We start from the raw sequence: 22,477 nt of genomic DNA, 5'->3' as shown, positions 1-22,477 counted from the left end.
TGGTTAGTGAGTGGTTTTCAGACTGCGTTCTACATGTTGGCTGTAACGTGACATGCCAAAGCAGAAAATCCAGTAAACCAACGCGGCGAATAAATACCCTTCAATCGCATAACCTAACCATTTCGGATTAGAGAATGCGCCTTGAATAGTTGCCAACAAATCAAACAAGCCAATGATTAATACTAAGGAGGTATCTTTAAATAAAGCGATAAATGAATTCACAATACCTGGGATAACGATCTTTAGGGCTTGTGGCAAGATGACCTTATACATGCCTTGCCAATAGGTTAAGCCTAAGGCATTGGCAGCTTCAGTCTGGCCTTTAGGAATGGCTTGTAGACCACTGCGCACCACTTCCGCTAAATAGGCCGCTTGGAATAAAGTAATGCCGACCAAAGCCCGCAATAGTTTGTCGATTTCCATCCCTTCCGGTAAGAACAGCGGTAACATCACCGACGACATGAATAACACGGTGATTAATGGCACGCCGCGCCACACCTCAATAAACACCACACAAATTGCTTTCACAATGGGCATGGAAGAACGCCGCCCTAAGGCTAACAAAATGCCTAAGGGGAAAGCAGCCACAATACCTACAATCGCAATCACCAAGGTCAACAGTAAGCCGCCCCAGAAATTAGTTTCAACATGCGGCAAGCCAAAATAACCGCCTGACAGTAGAACATAGGCCACGATCGGGAAGAAGAATAAAGCGAAGATTTGAATATACTTTTTGAGGGGAACACCCTTAATCATTAAACCTGCGAGGGTAAGCACGAGAATGCCACCGACTAGCAGCGCACGCCATGTTTCAGCCTCTGGGTATAAACCCAGCATGAATAGCTTAAAATGGACATAAACGAACACCCAACAAGCACCGCCGCTGGTGCAATCATCACGGCTCGTACCGACCCAATCGGCCTTGATGAAAGCCCAATTCACAAAAGGGATCAACGCAGCCAGTATTCCAATCACCAACACTACGGTGATAGTGCCATTGATCCAATTGGAAAAAAGATTTTGGCGCATCCAAGCAGCAGGGCCTTGTAGCCCTTTAGGCGGTGGTAAGCTAGGTAATGTTTCCGTATTGACATAGGCAACCATATTAACGCTCCACCAACGCCATGCGTTTGTTGTACCAGTTCATGAACATCGAAATCACCAAGCTGATCACTAAATAAACCAACATGGTCATAAAGATAATTTCGACCGCTTGGCCGGTCTGGTTCAAGGTTGTTCCGGCAAAAACGTTAACTAAATCTGGATAACCGATTGCCACGCCCAAAGAGGTATTTTTCGTTAAGTTCAGGTACTGGCTAGTGAGTTGGGGAATAATAACGCGCATGGCTTGTGGAATAACTACCAACTGCAAGGTGCGGTTGGGACGTAAACCTAAGGCTGAGGCTGCTTCCGTTTGACCCTTATAAACCGATTGAATCCCTGAGCGCACAATTTCCGCAATAAAAGCAGCGGTATAGATACTCAGCGCTAACAATAAAGCCGTCAGCTCTGGAATCACGGTTAAGCCGCCTTGGAAGTTAAAGCCTCTCAAAGCGGGAATATCCCAATTTAACGGACTGCCAGTCAAGAAAAAGACTAGCGTTGGCAGGCCAATAATGACTACTAACACTGTCCAGAACACCGGAAATTGCTGACCTGTCGATTCGCGACGATATTTAGCCCAACGTGCAATGAGAAAAGCTAGCACTAACGCGCCCAACACAGCCCACAGCGTCCACACAAAAGCAGGCTCAGTTAAAGGTGCTGGAATCGTTAAGCCCCGCTTGTGTAAATAAAATAACTCCGCTAAGGACATACTGTCTTTAGGCCCTGGCAGCAAGGGTAAAATCGCACGATACCAAAAGAGAATCTGCAGTAAGGGCGGAATATTGCGAATGGTTTCAATGAATACTAGGGCAATGCGTGAGATCAGCCAGTTCGTGGATAGGCGTGCAATACCAACGGCAAAACCCAATATAGTGGCGAAAATGATGCCCAGTCCCGCGACGAGTAAGGTATTTAATAAACCAACAAAGAAAGTACGTCCGAAAGTACTGGCTTCCGTATAAGGAATGAGGGTTTGGGAAATACCAAAGCCTGCTGGACGAGATAAGAAATCGAAACCGGTTCTAATACCGCGTTTCTCTAGGTTGTGTAGGGTGTTACTAAAAATAAACCACAACAGTATGCCAATACCAATAACTAACAAAACCTGAAACACAAGCGCGCGCTTTTGTGGGTCGTTCCAAAATGAAGGTTTGCTAGGCACGGTAGACAGAGTTTGTGGTGTAGCAGAGAGGTTTGGATCTGTCATAAGCCAGCCTTTCTATCGAAATTTGCTAAGGTGGTGATTGACAGTTGCTAAGCAAACCTAACAACTGTCTAAAAGCCAGACCTAGCCAGTAAAACGTGCTAGGCCAGTTAAAAACTCAGTTCTTGAATTAACGGAAAGGCGGAGAATATTGCAAACCACCATCTTTCCACAGCGCATTTAAACCACGCTTAATTTTTAAAGGTGAACCTTCACCTACGCTGCGCTCGAATGACTCAGCATAGTTACCGACTTGCTTAACGATGTTATAAGCCCATTTTTTATCCAATGGCAAATTCGCATCACCACCTTCTTCTAAGCCTAAGAAGCGCTTAATGTTAGGATCAGTTCCTTTGGCTTTTTCATCGATATTAGCTGAGGTAATGCCTAAATCTTCGGCTTCCACCATGGCATAATAAGACCAACGCACAATCTTCATCCACTCATCATCACCTTGGCGAACGAAAGGTCCTAAAGGCTCCTTAGAAATGACTTCTGGCAATACCGTGGCAGAAGCTGGATCTTTCAGAGTAATACGATTGGAATAAAGTTGAGATTGGTCAGAGGTTAAAACATCGCAACGGCCTTCGTCGAAAGCCTTAGTAACTTCGTCGAGCTTTTCATAAGTGATAGGCTCAAACTTCATATTGTTAGCGCGGAAATAGTCAGCTAGGTTCAATTCAGTAGTCGTACCAGATTGGATACAAACAGAAGCCCCATCTAATTCTTTAGCACTTTTAACATTCAGTGAGTTTTTAACCATAAACCCTTGGCCATCATAATAGTTGGCACCAATGAAGGTTAAACCCATACCTGTATCGCGTCCCAATGTACCGGTTGAGTTACGTGACAGCAGGTCAACTTCACCCGATTGCAAGGCAGTGAAACGCTCTTTTGCTGTTAATGAAGTGAATTTAACTTTGGTAGCATCGCCAAAGACTGCAGCAGCGACTGCACGGCATACGTCAATGTCTAGACCGGACCAATTACCTTTTTCATCCTGATTTGCAAAGCCCGGGAATGGTGTGTTGATACCGCATTTTACCGCACCATTTTTCTTGACAGCATCTAGCGTAGTACCTGCATAAACGGCAGAAGACGCTACCATCGCTGTCAGCACGGCGGCTGAAAGTAGTAGTTTTTTCATAGACTCCCCTTCTCTCTGATTTAAGACATTTTCAATGTTGGAAAACAAACTTTAACTTTTAATGTAATGCCATCATTAATAAAGCTGTTTCAACCAAGTTAACTGAATGCTTCAGAAAATACAACCGTCAGGCTTGGAGGCACCACGGATAAACCAATCAACTTTCAAAACCCAACCTATAAGTAAAACTTGAACATTCAAAACATACTTTGCTAAGCACAGCCGCTAGTGATCACTAAGTGCGCATCAAACCGCCATCCAATAACATACTGCTACACGCTTCTTGCAAACCACTGGCAAACCTAACATAAGATTTACCGAACCCTACTAAGGCGTGGCATAAAGCTTGGTAAGGTTTTCAGAAAACACTAGCTTAATGACCAGCTCTCTAGTCAAGCTTGCTAAGCTAGTATGCAAATTAGTTGCCAATCCGTCGAAATCGTGCGTTAAAAGCTCAGTTGCGTTTAGGGAAAACCCCACACAGTTTTAGCACTAAACATTAGGTTTGATAAATTAAAGGAACGCGGCGGGTAATACCTGTGAATAAAGTATAAGCAATCGTACTGCTATGGGCGGCGACTTCATTCGCGCTAATCATCTTGCCCCACAACTCTACGCGGTCACCTAGCTTAATCTCTAGTCCCGTGACATCAATCATCATCATATCCATCGAGACACGCCCAATAACTCGAGTACGCTGGCCGTTCACGGCGACTGGTGTTCCATCCACAGCATGGCGTGGGTAGCCATCCGCATAGCCCATCGCTACCACCCCTACTTGTGTTGGCTTATCGGTAACAAAACGCCCACCATAGCCAATGGGCTCTCCCGCAGGCAAACTCCGGATAGCAATCAAAGCAGACTCCAAGCTCATAGCTGGCTGGAGCTGTAAGGAGTGAGCGTTCTCGTGATCCAAAGGCGATGCGCCATACAACATAATACCCGGCCTTACCCAATCGTGATGCATCGCGGGCCAAGCTAAAATAGCAGGTGAATTTGCCAAACTACAGCTTGCATTTAACCCTTGGGTTGCACGCTGGAAAATTTGGTATTGCTCAGACGTTCTAGGCAATTGGGTTTCATCGGCACGTGCAAAATGCGTCATGCAGACAAGATCGCCGACATGCGCACAAGCGCGTAAACGCTGATAAACCTGTTTCACTTGCTCAGGGGCAAAACCTAAGCGATGCATGCCCGAATCTATTTTCAGGAATACCTCTAATTTTTGAGCGATACGCGCCTCTAATAGCCACGCTAATTGCTCCTCACCTTGCACCACAATTGTCAATTGCTGCTCAGCAACTGTGCTTAATTCATCCGGCGTAAATACACCTTCCAACAGCACAATACGATTTTGAATACCTGCTGCGCGTAATTCGAGCGCCTCCTCAATACAAGCCACCGCAAAGCCATCCGCCTCTGGCGCTAAATGCTGCGCAATGCGCACAGCACCATGCCCATAAGCATTAGCCTTAATGACAGCCAAGGCTCGCGAGTTTGGCGCGCAGGCTTTTGCCAAACGATAGTTATGTTGGATAGCATCCAAATGAATAATCGCACGCGCTGGTCTTGCCATAATGCCTCTGCTTACTAATTATTTTTATTAAAAAATTTGGAGTCTGTCTTGCATTTACAACGCAATAATACCTTCAATCTCTACCATCACATTTAAGGGTAAAGAAGCAACGCCAATCGCGGCACGCGCCGGAAATGGAGCAGAAAAATAACGTTTCATGACTTCATTCACAGTAGCAAAATTGCTTAAATCAGTGAGAAAAATATTCAGCTTTACAAAGTTTGCACAAGACCCACCGGCTGCCTCTGCCACCGCCTTCAAGTTTTTGAAGACTTGCTCAGCTTGCCCTTCAAAGTCTTGCGCTTCAACCTTCATGCTAGCGGGATTGAGCGGTATTTGACCTGAACAATAAACCATATTGCCTACTCGTACCGCTTGCGAATATGGACCAATCGCAGCCGGGGCGTGTTCAGTATTAATAATTGTTTTTTCTGTCATGAGATTATCCTTTTTCAACTATCAAAACGGGTTTTATTGGCGTAACGATAACGCTCCATGCCTAAGCCTTCTAAATCAATTTCAGGCGGGCGTCCACTGATGAGATCGGCCAGCAACTTGCCTGAGCCACAGGCCATCGTCCAGCCTAAAGTACCGTGACCGGTATTGAGGAATAAGTTACGATAAGGCGTTTTACCCAGTACGGGCGTACCATCGGGTGTCATCGGACGTAAGCCCGTCCAGAAATTATCCTCAAGCAAATCCGCAGCTTTAGGAAACATATCAGACACCACAAAACGCACGGTTTCACGCCGATCCTGACGTAAACTCAGATCAAAACCGGTTAACTCTGCTGTGCCCGCCACTCGCACCCGATTACCTAAACGGGTAATCGCGACTTTATAAGTTTCATCCATCACCGTCGACACGGGTGCGTCAGCTTCACTAATAATCGGCACAGTAATCGAATAGCCTTTCACAGGATAAACCGGAATATCAATCCCTAAAGGTTTCAAAAGTTGTGGCGAATAACTACCTAGCGCACACAAAAATTGATCCCCTTGAATCAAACCTTGGCTCGTTTCAACCCCAGTGATTTGATTAGCTTGGTATTCCAGCCCCTTGACACTGGTGCCATACAAAAACTTTACGCCCTTGTCCTCGCACAACTTGGCTAAGACTTGGGTGAACATGAGGCAATCTCCTGTTTCATCCAAGGGTAAGCGCAAACCACCTGCCAATTTTTCACGAACATTTTTTAACGCAGGCTCAGCCGCAATGCAGCCTTCGACATCCAATTTTTGATAAGGAATTTGACAAGCATCGAGCACATCCGTGTCTTTTTTAGCATCCTCTACCTGTTTTTGGTTACGAAACACTTGAAGTGTGCCTTGGGTACGTTGCTCGTATTGAATGCCCGTTTCTCGACGCAATTCATCAATCGTCTTACGACTATATTCTGCCACACGCAGCATACGACTCTTATTCAGGTCATAACTTTTAACATTGCAATTCGCCAACATGCGCATCATAAAACGCAACATCGGCAAATCCATTTTTTCGGCGCGAATCGCCAAAGGAGAATGTTCACTCATGAGCCACTTCATGGCCTTCAGGGGCATTCCTGGACCAGCCCAAGGCGCAGAATAACCAGGGGAAATTTGTCCCGCATTAGCAAAACTGGTTTCTAAACCAGACTGGGTTTGCCGTTCGAGAACCGTAACTTGATGACCTAACCGTGCTAAATAATAGGCTGTTGTTGTGCCTATCACGCCACTACCAATAATAACGACGTGCATATTGCCACTCCTTCCTTAAATTTTTTGGTGGGCTATTGTTGTTCATCGGCGAACTATCGCTCACCTAAGAGGAGATGTTAAGGGAGAACGGGGATAGCGTGCTTGCTTTTTTTAAACAAAAACGTAAAAGCCCTTGAAAAATCAAAATCTACTTGGTTTTTCAAGGGCTAATGCAACTGAAATACTAGCCTAAACTTTTATAGCTACGCAGCAGAATCTGGCTTAGTACCTAGTAAAGGGGGATGATAACACTCTTCAAATACCCGTAGAGGGCATTCGTGGCATTGGCGATGATCGAGTACAGTAGTGGTAATGCGATGAATCGCTTCTTTTTTGGCGCTAAAGAAATATTCTGCGCCAATATGCTCATCAAAATGACCTTGATGAATAAAGCTATTTACTTTTTTCTTTAGCTCAGCGAAATACAAACCACCGCCTTTGGCTTTTAAACGATCTGACTCTTGCTCTAACATTTCAGCCCCGGTCAAATCGACAAAATTGACCGCCGAGCCAATCAATAAAATGTGCTTTATGCCCTGCTTCTCACTCACATCATGCAAAGTATTTTGAATATGCGTTGATGAGCCAAAATAAATCGACATATCCACGCGCAATATTTTGAGCTGCGGGCATTCTTTCAAATCCTTAGCGCTATTTTCTCGTACTAAAGTATGCTTGCCCGTTTCAGGATCCCTATCAGGCGCTAAGGTCACAACATCGGGTGTAGAGGTTCGCGCCAAAAATAAGACTAATGAAAGGAGCACGCCCAAGTAAATTGCAAACTCCAGCTCTAAGAATAAGGTAGCAAAAAATGTTGTTAGTAAAATACTGGTTTCAGCTTTACTGGTTTGAATAATTTTTCGAATGTGTTTTTGATCAATTAAATTATAAGATACTAAGAGAATAATCCCACCCATAGCTGCCACGGGTAAATAAGCGGTTAAAGGTGCAACCAGCAAAACAATTAAGGCTAGTAAAACGGCTGCAAAGATGGCTGAGAAGGGTGTTTGTGCACCTGCTGTATAATTTACTCCAGAACGGGTAAACGAGCCAGAACCGGCATAACTAGAGAAAAAACTACCTATAACATTCGACAAACCTTGACCGAAAAACTCCTGATTGCCATCAATTCGCTGATGTGATTTTGAAGCAATCGCACGACTAATAGAAACTGCTTCAATTAAACCTAATAATGCGACTGCAAAAGCCTGTGGTGCTAATTGCTTAATCGTTTGTAGTGAAAAATCCGGACTAGAAAAAGGCGGTAGATGTGCCGGAATCTCACCAACAAACTTAATTCCTCGACTTTCGCCACCCATCAATACCGCAATAGCGCTACCTATAATCAGAGCAATCAACATATTCGGCAAACTGGGGCGCCATTTTTTTATCAGCATCGCTATTGCTAAAGTTAGCATGGCGATTAGAAATACAAATCCATTTATATTGGGCAAGTGCTGAAATATATTGATCCAAGTACCAATAAAGGACTCACCACGTGGAATATCAATACCCAAAACCTGCTTCATTTGGCTGGTAGCAATTAATAGCGCCGCACCTGCTGTGAAACCTATAACTACCGTATGAGACACAAAATTAACCAATACCCCAAGCCGTGCAAAAGCAAATACTAATTGGTAAACACCGGCTAAAAAGGTAATGGTCAAAGCATATTCAATAAATTCTTTTGAGCCGGGATCGGCATGACTACTTACCGCAGAAAAAATCACAATAGAAATAGCGGTGGTTGGCCCCGATATTAGATGCCACGACGAGCCAAAAATTGCCGCAATAATCGGCGTAATCATCGCGGTATAAAGTCCATATTCGGGCGGCAATCCGGCAATGGTAGCAAACGCGACACCTTGCGGTAGTACGATGACCGCTCCAGTGAGTCCGGCTAGCAGATCAGCACGCAAGGTCTGCCGATTGACTTTCGGCCACCACGTCAGGAAAGAAAATAGGTATTGAGTAAAAAAGTGCATAACCGCCCTACTCTACGTCTGCTATGCAGGCGAGGCATGAAATTGTTATTGAGGCGCCATAGTATAATTTCAGCTAACAAAATTATAACTGACCAAGAGAGATAAGGCATAAGTAATGAACTGTGCACTCTTAGCTCCACGGTCTTTCCTTATAAATTTATTTTATCGAAATAACTTGCTTTTATAGAAGGCAGTGCGTAAATTTTCACGCTGAAAAGTCTAGCGTTTGATCTTCGGATCGGGTTGGCGTTGCGCCAACTATGAATTAAACCAAGCATTGCAACACAAGGAAGACTGTTTCAGCCTCGCTATTGCCCTAGCTAACGTCCCTGCAGGGGTACGATCTGGGTCAATCGCGCCTTCGCAATTTCGTACCCCCGCAGGGACGTTAGCTAGGGCGCGAGTCAGTGAGTCTTCCATGTACCAGGTAGTCAGGTAGATTTTTTATGTAAACAAGGCGTTAGTAGTTAACGCCTTGTTTGCTCATAGAGTCATAGAAAAAATAATGAGTTTTGTTCGTATTTTGTTTGGTTTTTTCTAAAAATTGGTCTATAAATAGCTATAAGAAAAGTCTAGCGTTTGATCTTCGGATCCGGTTGGCGTTGCGCCAACTGTGCGTTAAACCAAGCATTGCAACACAAGGAAGACTGTTTCAGCCTCGTTTATGCACTCAATTTGTTATGGAGAGTGCTACGAGCTGGGACAATTGCACCACTGCAATTTCGTAGCACTCTCCATAACAAATTGAGTGCACGAGTCAGTGAGTCTTCCATGTACCAGGTAGTCAGGTAGATTTTTCTGCAACACTGAAGGGGATAAACATCCCCTTAATTTTCAAGCTTTAAAAGAACAACAATACATGCGGCTTAGTTCATTAACTCTCTAAAATTCTTACAACTTTACTTAAATAAAGCAGGGGTCAATATCCATGCAACTCACCCTTTCTGATATTGAAAAAGCTTGGGCGTTAAAAGACCCTGCCTTAGTGGATTATATTGTGGCACTCGCTAGCCAGCCTGACCCCCTTCCCGATACGCCGCTTCGTGCTGAAGCACCCACGTTCCAAAAATTTCTTGCTACAATTTTTAGCCCTAATTTCTTACTTAAAACACCTGAAGAGCAAAAAGCTTGGCGAGTTGAGCAATTACGTTTGTTAGAAGCGCCGGATGCAGAAGTGCCCTTAGCCGAGCGCTTAAAAGTATACAAAATTATCCTACTGCTCTGGACTGATAAGAGTTTTTATGCGCGGCATGTCTTACTCGAAGTGATTGCCAAAGTTCCTTTGGTTTATGGCCCTTGGCGCGCCCTCAAACACATCTTCAAAGCGGCTGAGGCTGACAATGACTACCCACTTTTAGGCGCAATTGCTGCACACTGCGATATGGCGACCAAGCCTGAATTTAGTCTAGCGACTTTGTTTTATATACGCCGTCGCGCTTGGCGTTATTTGCGCAAGCTGGGGCAAACCCTGCCCGCTGTGTATCCTGAAGCCGCCACCCATTTTCTAGCAGCCTATACCGATGACACCCCGTGGCAACAAACATGGATTGCGAATCATATTTTCTATCATGAAACCCAAGCTTACGGTGCAGCCCAGTTTGGCTATGTTTCGCCAAAAACCAATTTATTAGAAAAACGTGCATTTAAGGCGACGTGGCAGCGTTCGCCTGAACCTTTATTACGTTTACTGAGCATGGCGCGTGCTGAATACATTCGGAAATTTGCTTGTGACGCACTCAAAAGCGACTTTGCCGTGATATTGCGTGATGTCAACGCCCAATGGATTATCGACCTAGCACACTTACCAACGCGCAGTTCGGCGATTGATAATTTTATAGTTTGGCTGTTACAGAACTCCCCCAAGCTTGAGCAACAACAATTCCGCCCACTCGGCTTACACACCGTCGTGATTGGCCTTTTGGAATCAAATGATACCGAGGCACTCCATTACGCGATTCAATATGTAAAAACACAGGCACGTGATTTGCCCGTCAGTGAGCTTTTACGTTTAGTCTTTAAGCCCAATGTCGAACTGGTCAAGTTGATTCGCCAATTAATCAGTGAACGTGATCCACGTACGGAAATTGGTTTGGAGATGTGGGGGCAATTATTAGCACTACCTAACTATTATGAGTTCGCCGAAGCCGCATTACGCAAGCATTTTGGACGCAAAGAATTAAGCCCCCTCTGGTTTCAGCAACTTTTGTTAAATGCCAACACAGGCTTAACATTTGCTAAGCAATATTTACTGGAATTGCATCCGCTTAAAACCTTAGATGCCGCGTATTTTCAAAGCATTTTAGAACAGCTCGATACGCATAATGACGCGCATCGGGAGATTGCGCATTTTGCCTTGACGCAATTAGCGCAAATGGATTTAAAAGCACTATCACCAGAATTTATTCAAACCGCCCTTTTTCATCCTTTCTTAACCACGAGCTTCCGCGAGTGGCTGCAAAATGACAGCATCAAAACCCAGCAAGTGCCGCTCGATTTTTATCAAGCGCTTGCTTATGAGCCAGATTGGTATGCACATCCGTTTATTCACCGTTTGCGCCAATCCCATTTACCGTGGACTAAGCATCTGAGTTTTGATGCAGGTCTTGCGGAACAAGTACGCGGGTGGTTGTCGGATGTAAGGCGCTTTTCGCCTGCGGATATGGGCTTTGAGTGGTTGATGAGGCTAGTAAATCGTGAAGAAGCGGCTTATCACGATTTCGCAGTAAAATTAATGATTAAGGCGTTTACTCCTGCCGATTTTGCACCTAAACCAGCGACGTTACCCAGCGCAAATCCAACAACTTCTGCTGATACTGATACACCCATCGACTTGGCTAAACAAACTTTCTTGTTTACCGGTAAGCTGAGCACCATGACCCGTGCTGAAGCCGAAAACAAGGTCACGGCTGCGAATGGTAAAAATGCGGGCAGTGTAACTGCAAAACTCGATTATTTAGTGATCGGTGATGAAGGTTCACCTTTATATGGCAATGGGCGCAAAGGCAGCAAGCAAGTTAGTGCAGAAAAACTTATTGCGGATGGCGCAGGCATTAAAATCATTTCTGAAACCGCTTTCCTACAAATGCTGGCGGGCAAGCAACGCGAGTTTTCAGAAGATAGTTTATTCGAAGGCTGCAAAACGCTTTGGGCAATGGCCGTAGAGAAACCCGATACCCCGATGAGTAAGTTCGCGATTCAATATCTGCGTTATCACCATCCGGAATTGTGCTTAAAGCTTACTGATCGCCCCGTTGATCCCGGCTCAGAAATTCCTGATAGCTTCGCGACCTTCGAGCAATTTAAGCCACTTTTTAATCACCCTAATCTGCTGCTGCGGAATATGGCCTTGGATTATGCACAGTATGAATTTGCTCGTTGGAATCCCAAGGTAGCGGATTTGCTGGCGTTAACCGAATCCAAATACAGCGCTATACGCGAATTTGTTAGCAAAGCGCTTACGGAAGAAGCGAGTCAAGAAAATCGCCATTACCGCTTAGACGCTAGTTTATTACCCGCAAGCGATGTTTATACCTTCTGCGAAGCACGTTCCGCGCAGACTCGGCAACTAGGTATGCAATTGATTCAGCATCATGAAAAATTCCAATTGCCTGAAGCACTATTCCAACTCACTGAAAGCCCTGATCGTGAATTACGTGGCTTTGTGGTGCGCATCTTATGGTCACTGTATCGCCGCTACTCCACCACCGCGCATTGGAAACCGAGTTTACCAGTGATGGCAAACTTAAGCAGTGTAGATAAAACCAAGCGTGACGCCGCTTTGAAAAAATTGGGGACGGGTTTACCAAAACATCCGGAGCATTTACCTGCGGACAAAGAAGCGTTACAACAGTTATTACGCCGTTGGCTATACGAAATTCCGCCCGCACGCATGGGGACTGAGCGCTTGACGACGCGCCTAAAACCGTTGTCGGCCAGTCAAGCAAAGAAAGCTTTGATTGAAACTTTCCGCGATGTGGCGCTGGATGATGTGGAATTTGCACAGTTGGTGCTCCCCCTGTTTAAACATTTCACGCGTTCAACTGGACGAATGGAACAAGCAGCCTGCTTGGTTGCGGTCACTCGTTTACAAACTGCCCATCCTGCTTTGGCCGTATAAGGAAGCGTCATGATTAATTTACTGCATACCTATCGCGGTCACATTCAGGGGCTTGTGTGCGTCGGAAACCACAGCGTTTTTGTGACGAAACATCCTGAAAATCAAGCAACCGAACTGTATCGCTTAAATACCAGCACTGAATATACTAATTTACAGGCTGAAGCTTTGCCTTGTGGCGCGACGGCTTTAGTTGGCAATACCGAGCAGATTTGGCTCGCTGGTACGGATGGCAAACTCTACAACAGCGGAGTGAAAGACGGCAAAGCTAAAGCGGTAGGCAATGTGGATTTTAGCCCAAGCGAAGTCTTAGCACTTGCACTATTAGCGCACAATCGTTTAGCCGTCTTGCAAGCCAAGCAGATACAGATTGTTGATTTAACAAGTAATAGTATTACGCAAAGTTTTGAGCACACGGATACTGCGACCACCTTAGCCAGTAGCCCGGATGGCTTATGGTTTGCAGTGGGTTTCCGCCAAGGAAAGGTGGCGGTTTATCACGCTGAAACGCCTGCTAGTGAATTTGCGTTATCAAGCGAAGGTGCAATCCATCAAGGCCAAGTAAGCGCTTTATTATTTTCCCAACATGAATTGCAATTCTATTCTGCGGGTGCAGACAAAAAGCTGTTTCTAACGCACGCACGCGGCAGCTTACAGCCGCTGGATAAGAGTAAAAGCAGCAATCATGAAGCGCCGATTACTGCCTTATTACTTGGTAAAGAGCGTTTATTTACCGGCGCGTCGGACAAAAGTATCAAAGCGTGGGCCTATAGCGGGGGGCAGCCGACTAGCCTAAAACAAGGTTTGCCAGATATTGCTTATTTAGGCTTGATTCAATACTTGGATAAGCCTGCACTCTTGGTGGCTGGAACGGATGCCTCGCTAACCATAGTCGGCTTGAGTGAAGAGGAAAAATTCACTGAGATTAAAGCCACGATTCATGATGGCTATGCGTGGGCGAAAAACTTTGCTGGACGTACTGACCCATTGGAGCGCGAAAAAGCCTTAGCGTTGCTGGCACATTATGATGACAAACGCGCTTTTGATTTATTGGATAACCAGCTTAAGAATGAGCAGGATCGGGGTTTGCGCGAGCAGCTCATTAAGCTGGTGGCTAAAGCCAAACATCCACGTGCTTTAAGTTTATTAGAAGCCGCTACCAAAGATACACGCCACGACACGGTACGCCAACAAGCGTTCAAGGCTTGGGAAAGTAAAGTACCCGCCGATGATTTACGCCCCTATGAAGTGGCACTTGCAACCAATCAGCTTGATATTGGCAAAGAAGCGCTAAAAGTTTTGGCGGTACTGGCAAAAGATCAGCCCCGTGCTGAGCAACTGCTGGTGCAAGCACTGGGGCATAAGCAGGCCACTTTACGTTTGACGGCTTTGAGTTTGTTAGAGGAAGTGTATGGCGCTTCGCCGAAAGCTTCCTTACAAGCATTAATGCTGGAACAAGCGGATTTGCAACGGGCGGCTCTGATTCGTTTATATCAGCGTCAGCTGCTGCAAGATATGGAGGTGCAACGTGCGCTATTGCTGGCGCAATCCGCTAATGATGTGAACTTGCGCCATACCGCTTTTTTGGTTGCGATTTTAAGTCAAACGAACCTGACCCAAGCTTTAAAAGCACTCGAACCCGATCTCGCCCGTCAATTGCAAGAATTAGAAGATTTTGAATTGCTTGGCGACGGAACGGTGCAAACGCCCAAGGCGAGTAAGACTTCCAGTAAGGATAGAGCCAAACTCCTTAAAGCCTTGGAATTCGCAGATTACAATGTGCTCTTGCAAGGGATGAGCAATCGCCACGCGGATATTAGTTTCTTGGCAGCCTTTGCCTTAGCGGTGCTACAAGATCAGCGCGCTTTTGGCATGTTATTAGTGCTAAGCCAAGAGCCGAATAAAGCGATTCGCGCGGGGGTTGGACGTGCTTTTGCATGGCTTAATCAGGCCGATAGCATTCCTAGTTTAGAAATTTTACTGAACGATAAAGAGCCAGAGGTACGCGATGCTGCTTTCACGGCTTTAGAGAAACTGCAAGCCAATGCCTTGCTAACGACAGAACGTGGCTTTTCCTCCCAGTATCAAGATATTCATGCGCGTAGTTTAAAAAGCCTATTGGATATTTTGACCGCCCCCGAAACGGGCGATAAACCGCAAAAATCCTTATTAGGCTCACTAAAATCAGCGTTATTGGGTACACAGGACTCTAAAGCTACTCCCACTAATGATGCTGAACACGCCCAGCATTTATTACAATTAGCCCTGAATGATCCGTTTGAGCCAATTCGCCAAGAAACCTTTAAGGCTTGTTTGAATCGCCAATTGGGTGGTTCAGAGCTAGACACCCTGCGCTTATTACTCACCAGCCGCTACGAAAATCTGCATCGTGAAGTGTTGATGGAGGTGTTAGCCAAAGCCCGCGTTTTGCCGCCTTTAGCATGGGTTGAGCCGCTGTTATTGGAATTATTCAATAATCGCTTTGCTAAGATTCGCCTGCAAGCCTTACAGTTCGCGTTAACAGAAAAGACGCGCATTAATACCCAAGCGGCCTTGGCTAGCGCAGTCAAAAGCGCCTTTACGGATGTCAAAAGCGAAGCCTTGTTGTATATTCAAAAGAATGCCAGCAAAGCGAATCAAGCGCATTTACCAGTATTGCTAAATGATGAGCACGAATCACTACGCCATTTAGCGATTAAGTTATTAGTGGATGCCGATCAGCAAAGTGTTTTAGTACAAGCCTTAACTAGCACTTATGCGGATGTTCAAGTCGCTGCTGCTAATGCTTTGGTCAAATGGGGGCATCTAGAGGCGTTTAAAACCTTAGAATATCTACTGGCTCGTCCCGAACCAAGTCTCAAAGCCGAACAAGATCAATGGCTACAGATTACGGCACAAGCTTTATCAGGCTTAGCGTCTACCGGCCAAGCACAAGCCTTCTCAACTATTCAAGGCTATTTACAGTCAAAACACCCCTCACTGGTGGAGGTAGCAGCCAAAGCGTTACCTTATGTAGTGAGAGCTGAACACCTGCCGATTTTATTGGATTTACAGGCCGATGAACGTCCAGTGGTACGCGTAAATGCAGGCTTAGCTTTAGCTTTATTAGCAGAGCCCCAAGCTAAAGTAGTCTTGGCAGAAACTAAATTAGTCGAGCAACACTTAAACATCCAACAGCGTTTGGCTGCGCAATTAGCTTTGGAAACCGCTACACCGCTTAACCTGCAAGGCTTCCTGCAGAACCCACAAACTTTTATCCCAGCAGTGTTAGCACTGGCGAGCCACGAATTTCTCTTATATGGCACTGAGCCTGAATTAAGCACTTGGGCTTTGAGTTTACATCAGCCTGAGTTGCAGCAATTCTGTGCGGATTTGTTAGTACGCTATAGCGATGAAGCTGCACGCTGGACTTATGTAGAACGATGGCTGCAACAGCAACAAGGCACCGAGGCTAAAGATCATGATAAACGCTGGAATATCAACACGGCGACACTGCAACAGATTGCCGCGATTTTGGTGTATGGCAGTGGTCATTTAAAAGCTTATCTACTTGATATTTTAGTGCACTTACCCCGCATGACCGGCAAAGAATGGCTATTGCATTTCGAGGCTTTCGATAAGCGTTTTGCCACTGAGATCAAGGCGGCTGAAGCAAAAATGGTCAAGCCTGCGACGGCGAAACCTCAACAAACAATCTGGAATCAATGTGCTTTTGGCGCTTATTTAGGTTTGGTGCGTCAAGATAACTCGCCAGCCACACGGCTAAAAGCATTGCGCAGTCTGCACGATTTGGCTCAAGGTGATAAAGCTCTGCATGAGAGTGTCGTCAGTAGCTTTCTGACCTTACTTAATCATGAGCAAGTCGACATACGCTTATTTGCTTTCGAAACCCTGCAAACGATGGGGGTGGATGTGGCTGTTTTGGGTAATACCGCCACCACCTCACCGCGTACTGATATTGCGCGCAAAGGTTTAGAACTGCTGATTCAGCATTATCCGCTTAAACAATCACATCAATTATTGCAAAACCTGATCGCTAGTAATCACGAAATTCTCGCGCCTGAAGCATGGAAATTGTATAGCAGTGATGTCGGTTTGGTGAAAGCCGCACCCTTTGCCCTGCACTCGAATTATCAAGCTTTACGCTTACAAGTAGTGGGGGACTTAGCGGCGCATTATCACGATGCAGGCGTGCAGCCTTTGTTAGTGGAAGCTAGCAGCAATAGTGTCTTAACAGTCGCCTTGAAAGCCGCAGAAAGCTTAGCCCAACACAACCATCCTCAGGCCTTCAATGCCTTGCTGGGTTTATTTAAGCGTGGCAGCGATGCCCAAAAACGCACTGTCTTACAAGCGATGCGCTTATTAGCGACTGCAGAACCTGCCCAGTGGTTAGTCCATTATCTCAATACCGAATTCATGAGCGCTGATTTGCTGAATCACGCTTATGAAGTCATTGCCAGCCAACGTCCGGTCGAAGTATTTAAGCCACTCTTGAAACGCTTAGAGCAGCAGCCGAAAGAAGCTAAAGCGATTATTAAAACCTTGCTTAGTATTACAGGCTTCGATCAGCCGATCGAAGACTATCAGGATGAGTCAGCCGATAAACGTTGGCTAACGTTACAATTCCCGCGTCATGAAGATTTGTTGATTCAGCTATTTAACCATCTGATTCGTTTGAATCATTTAGATGATGCGACGCGCTTAGCTTATGCACTGGGTTGGGTGCAAAGCAAAGACGCTGATAAAGCTTTAGCGGATGCTTTGCCAGTTTTGGATACCACCCAAATCACGCCCGTGTTACAAGCGATTTCACACCGCGCCCTGAAACGCGAGGGTCGCGTGAATGGCTTACTGACCATGCTTACGCATAAAGATTTGAATGTACAGTTCTTGGCCGCCGAAGGTTTGGCGAATAGTGGTCATCAGCAAGGCTTTAGCATTCTGATGGCAGCATTGGATTATCAGAAAAATGATGAATTCCGTAAGCGCGCGGCGCTCGCTTTAGGAAAATCTGGCGATGAGCGCGCCTTAGATAAATTGCTGAAATTGGCCGAAGACAAGGAGCATTTCTTACACGAAGCCGCCATTGAAGCGATTGGTCATTTGGGCAAAGCCGAGCAAGGGGAGCGCATCTTTAAGCAGATTAAATCGCGTTTATTGAATGCCGACTATTATTCAGACTTGGCTAAACATGCTTTGAATGGCTTGCGCTGGTTTAATACCCAAGACGCTTGGACGCTGATCCAAGATTATGCTGCGGATAGCGCGCGCTACAGTGAGTATCGCGTACATGCGGTAAATTTGCTGCAATACCACGATACCGAAGCCACACGCGCTTTCTTACTGAAAATCTTGCGTGAAGAAGCTAACGAGAGCGATGTCGTAGAAACAGCCTTTAATACGGCGCGTTTGCTATGGAAAGTTGATCAAGATGCCGCCAGTGAAGTGGATTATGCCTTGCTCCAAGGTTTCTATCCAGAAATCGATGATAAACTACTCAAGCGTATTATTGAGACAGCACCAACCACCATCTTGCTGACATTGATTGGCGTGGATTACTCGCATCAGGATGAGGAAGCCCTGCCTACGATTATTGCTCAATTAGGGCAAGGTTTACTCAGTCGTAGCGATTACCAGATCACTGATTTAGAGCATTTATTAGCAGCGAATAAGCCAGAAGTCGTTGAGTGGGTAGCACGCTTGATTGGACGTATGGATAAGATTCCCAAACCCTTGAGCACTCGTTTGGAGCAAACGCTAGAAATCTATTTTGTGCGTTGGCAAACCGCTTATCAGTATTTAGAGCAAAATCCCGCTGATCAGAACCGTCAAGCAGCTGAAGCGGCCTTAGTGAAAACCCTCGATCAGCTGTTATGGACTTTGGTTCAACACCAGCAACAAGCCTCGCGTTTACTACAGTTACTGACGACCACACAGCAAGCGAAACGCCACTTCCAAATCCAAATTCTGACCGCACTCTTAGCTGTCGATAAGCTTAGTGATCCTTCGCTATTAGAAAGTTTAACTAGCTTACAAAACTCACCGGTCTTACCCGTTAACACCTTAGCCAATCAGTTACTCGCCAAACATCAGCCCAAAGCCAAGATTGATTGGCAACGTTTAGTCGCCCAGCCGGACATTTTATTACAAGAGCATTTTGCCAATACCTTATCGGAAGCCGCTGCCAGCTCAGCACATCAAGCGCAAGTATTGCCGATCTTGATTGCAAAACAAGAAGTGCAAACCTTGGCACAAATTGCCAAGGATAAACAGCAGCAAGAAGCTTTGCGTTTGGGTGCGATTGAAGGTCTAGCACGGATGATGACACCGGAAGCTGAAAGCGCTTTACAGGCCATTAAAGACGCCGCGAATACGGCGGATATTAGCAAAGCAGCCTATCGTGCCTTACGTCGCTGGCAACGGAGCCAAACCAAGGCCACTACTGGAGCATCTGCATGAGTACTGAAACTAATCCCGTGCCAGCGACTGAAAGCTTTACTCTGCGCTATCAGCAGCCGAGCGATTTTCACCAAGACGCGGTGGAATTATTCACGCATTTAGAGCGTGATGCAGTGCAGTTTGCCGGAAAGGTCAAACAGCCTATTGCCTTTCGCGAAGGTTTAGCCACTTTATTTGCAGTTGTGAGTAGTGATTATCGCTATGTGCCAAAAGATCGCGCCGCTTATACCGCATTCATGCAAATGCGCCGCAGCTCACAAAATCAAGGCTTAGCCAAAGCTTATCGGGCTTATTTCGATTGGCTCTTACGCAATGACCCGCAAGCATGGTTAATTCTCGACCCGATTATTAGCGTGCATCCCGATGGTTTATTGCTCGAAGTCTTCAGTAAAGACGAAGGCTGCTATGCTGCACTTGCCTTAGATAATGCGTTTTTCGAGACCCAAGGCCAGACTCAGTTTGGTACAACGCATATCGATTTCAGCCAAGAGCTCGCGCAGGGCATTGAGCAGATTCGTAGTTTTCGCGACACACATTTTACCGTGGGTAAAGACGCTGTAAATTTTAAAACGGAAACCGCTCCTGCTTTGCCCGATACCGAAGTCATCGAAAAACGTATTCAAGTCCCACACACGTGGATTCGGGGTTTGTTACAAGTCCAATCCGCCTCACAACTACCAAGCGACACCTTTTTCCTAAAGCCGATTGATCTGTATAACGCGTTACGCCATTTACGCCTACACGCGGATATTAAAGGCAAGAAACGTGGCTTGCGCATTGAATTAGTCCCCAATCAGCCGCCCCGTTTAGTGTTAGAGCCGAAGGATGTGGTAATCGAAGGCAGTGCTGAGCCTTATCAAGGCAAACAGGCAAAAGTCATTCGTTTATGGGGGCGGCGACGTTTGAGCTTATTGAAGCGCTTTTTACCCTTTGCTGAAACGATTGAAGTACAAGTGTTGGGCAATGGGATGCCAAGCTTCTGGATCTTAAGTGGTGCAGGGATGAGCTTAACCTTAGCTGTAACAGGTTTCACTGCCAGTAACTGGTCACAGGCTTTGAATTTTGACTTACTTTTACCGCGTCGGACTGAAACCCTAAAAGAACTAAAAACGGTCGTTGCCGCTTTGCAGAAAACCTATGTAGCCACTTTAGAAGATTTAGCGGCAGACACGCAATTATCAGAACAAGTGTGTCGTACCGCTTTACAACAGGCCAGCCAGCAAGGTTTGGTGATTTATGATCTGGCACATGATGTCTACCGCTATCGTCCGCTCACCCAAGAGCCTTTGGATATGGCGCATTTCCAATTCCGCCACTCGGCTGAAAAACTCGCTTATGATTTAGTAGCACGTCAAAAAGCGATCCGTCCGTTGCAATTAAATGTGATTCCACTGGAAGGCACGGAGATCGCGGCAGACATTACGGTAAAAGAAGACAAGCGCGATTATTTAGCCAAACTCAAACTCACCGAGGAAGGTCAAATCAGCAAAGCCTCTTGCTCGTGCCATCAGATCATGACCCACGGTTTGAGCCAAGGTGCTTGTAGTCATTTGATTGCGCTGCGTATTACTTATGCCCAGCAGCAAGCTAATCGCAATTTGAGCATTATTACCCACGAAACGCGCCTACTTACGCGTCGCCATAAGCAACAACAAGAACAAATTCAAGTCACTTTAAATCAAAAGCGTTTGTTGATTAGCCGTGAGTTAAATCAGCAAAACAAACAACAGCAATTCGCCTTCAATTCCGTGCAGGAAGCGCGCCATGCGTATCTAGGCAAAATCGCACAATTGGAACTAAGCGGCTTTATTGAGGGCTGAAGCATGAGTGAATTAAGTCGTTACGAACAAGTTTGGCAGGCGATTGAAAAAGCCGGCAGCGTGAATGCCTATGTGCGCGAGCAGATGCAGAAAAATGGTTTCATGGTAGCGCGTCGTCCCACCGATAACATGAACAAAACGGAACTAGAAAAATACCGTCAAGAGCTGAAAAAAGAAGCGGCTGAGCAGCGCCGTCTGAATAAAGAGGCATGGCAAGCTTACAAAGCCAAGCATATTGTCCATTTGGGCGAAGGCATTTATTGGACAGATGATAGTAGCGAAGACCAGTGGGATGTGCCCAATGCTAATAAGCGCCTACTGGAAAATCAATTGCCCGCCATTACCAAGGTGCCGCAATTATGTGAAGCCCTTAAGCTCTCGGTGAATGAATTGCGTTGGCTGTGTTATCAGCGTGAAGTCGCCGATAAAAGTCATTATACCCGCTTTGAAATTCCGAAGCGTTCCGGTGGGCTGCGCGCGATTTGGGCACCGTTGCCGAAATTAAAACAAGCTCAGCATTGGATACTGCATGAAATCCTCGACCGTTTAGTCGTACACGGTTCAGCGCACGGTTTTATTGCTGGGCGCTCGATTGCTACCAACGCGGCTGAGCACACGAATAGCCAAGTCTTAGTAAAAGTTGATATTAAAGACTTCTTCCCAAGCATTAGCTGGAAGCGTGTGAAAGGCGTATTTCGTAAAGCAGGCTATCCAGAACAAATCGCGACACTGCTGGCGTTGCTCTGTACCGAATCACCCCGTGAAGTTGTTGAACATGCAGGTAAGCAAGTGTATGTGGCTCTCGCGGATCGTTGCTTGCCACAAGGTGCGCCAACCAGCCCCGCATTGACCAATGTACTGTGCTTGCGTTTGGACCGGCGTTTGACTGGTTTCGCACAAAAAGCGGGCTGGCGTTATACTCGCTATGCCGATGATTTAAGTTTCAGTTTGCCTGCAACTAGCAAAAATCCCGCTGAGATTAGCCGTTTATTGGGAACCTTAAAACGTGTACTAGGTGAAGAGGGTTTTGATTTAAACGACAAGAAAACACGAGTCATTCGCCAAGGCGCTGTGCAAACAGTAACGGGATTAGTGGTAAATGGCGAACAGTCTCCACGTGTTAGTCGTGTGTTGAAGCGACAAATGCGGGCGGCTGTTCATAACCTCAAACAAGGTAAAGTTTTGCCAGAAGGAGAAAGCCTCCAGCGTTTACGCGGCTATGCCGCTTATATTGCAATGACGGATAGGGAATTAGGTCTAGGTTTGTTGGGGCAATTGCAACAAGAACAATAACCATAAACGCTGAGACTTGGAAAAAAATCGTAGAAT

11 protein-coding genes are annotated in these 22,477 nt (G+C 45.9%); 4 read left to right on the top strand and 7 right to left on the bottom strand.

The genetic code is table 11. The features are described 5' to 3' along the window. Positions 1-3 precede the first annotated feature (3 nt). The 7 genes from A3IE_RS0107530 to A3IE_RS0107500 all read right to left on the bottom strand — a co-directional run bounded on the left by A3IE_RS0107530 (position 4) and on the right by A3IE_RS0107500 (position 8,755). Positions 4-1,104, bottom strand: coding sequence for an amino acid ABC transporter permease (locus A3IE_RS0107530; protein ID WP_020394998.1), 1,101 nt, complete (start codon positions 1,102-1,104; stop codon positions 4-6). Between the two features lies 1 nt (position 1,105). Next, positions 1,106-2,314: an amino acid ABC transporter permease gene (locus A3IE_RS0107525; protein ID WP_020394997.1), complete on the bottom strand. Its 1,209-nt coding sequence runs from the start codon at positions 2,312-2,314 to the stop codon at positions 1,106-1,108. A 127-nt stretch (positions 2,315-2,441) separates the two neighbouring features. After that, complete coding sequence (locus tag A3IE_RS0107520; RefSeq protein WP_020394996.1) at positions 2,442-3,458, bottom strand: amino acid ABC transporter substrate-binding protein; 1,017 nt, start codon at positions 3,456-3,458, stop codon at positions 2,442-2,444. 499 nt (positions 3,459-3,957) lie between these two features. Continuing rightward, on the bottom strand, positions 3,958-5,034 hold the full coding sequence (alr, locus tag A3IE_RS0107515) for an alanine racemase (protein ID WP_020394995.1): 1,077 nt from the start codon (positions 5,032-5,034) through the stop codon (positions 3,958-3,960). Between the two features lie 54 nt (positions 5,035-5,088). After that, positions 5,089-5,472: a RidA family protein gene (locus A3IE_RS0107510; protein WP_020394994.1), complete on the bottom strand. Its 384-nt coding sequence runs from the start codon at positions 5,470-5,472 to the stop codon at positions 5,089-5,091. Between the two features lie 14 nt (positions 5,473-5,486). Next, positions 5,487-6,770, bottom strand: a complete 1,284-nt coding sequence (locus tag A3IE_RS0107505; protein WP_020394993.1) for a D-amino acid dehydrogenase — start codon at positions 6,768-6,770, stop codon at positions 5,487-5,489. Positions 6,771-6,973: 203 nt separating this feature from the next. Then, entirely contained in the window at positions 6,974-8,755 is a 1,782-nt protein-coding gene (locus A3IE_RS0107500) for a SulP family inorganic anion transporter (protein WP_020394992.1), read from the bottom strand. Positions 8,756-9,683: 928 nt separating this feature from the next. Here A3IE_RS0107500 and A3IE_RS0107495 point away from each other — a divergent pair. From A3IE_RS0107495 to A3IE_RS0107480, 4 genes are read left to right on the top strand one after another with little or no spacing between them, the layout of a single operon-like run. Continuing rightward, positions 9,684-12,872, top strand: a complete 3,189-nt coding sequence (locus A3IE_RS0107495; RefSeq protein ID WP_020394991.1) for a BRCT domain-containing protein — start codon at positions 9,684-9,686, stop codon at positions 12,870-12,872. Between the two features lie 9 nt (positions 12,873-12,881). Further along, positions 12,882-19,328: a HEAT repeat domain-containing protein gene (locus A3IE_RS0107490; protein ID WP_020394990.1), complete on the top strand. Its 6,447-nt coding sequence runs from the start codon at positions 12,882-12,884 to the stop codon at positions 19,326-19,328. Continuing rightward, entirely contained in the window at positions 19,325-21,148 is a 1,824-nt protein-coding gene (locus tag A3IE_RS0107485) for a hypothetical protein (RefSeq protein ID WP_020394989.1), read from the top strand. Before A3IE_RS0107490 ends, A3IE_RS0107485 begins: the two co-directional genes overlap by 4 nt. A 3-nt stretch (positions 21,149-21,151) precedes the next feature. Further along, complete coding sequence (locus A3IE_RS0107480) at positions 21,152-22,441, top strand: reverse transcriptase domain-containing protein (RefSeq protein ID WP_020394988.1); 1,290 nt, start codon at positions 21,152-21,154, stop codon at positions 22,439-22,441. Positions 22,442-22,477 lie beyond the last annotated feature (36 nt).

The organism is Thiolinea disciformis DSM 14473 (assembly GCF_000371925.1).
In the GTDB taxonomy this organism is placed as follows: domain Bacteria; phylum Pseudomonadota; class Gammaproteobacteria; order Thiotrichales; family Thiotrichaceae; genus Thiolinea; species Thiolinea disciformis.
This window is presented reverse-complemented; position numbering and strand designations above follow the sequence as displayed.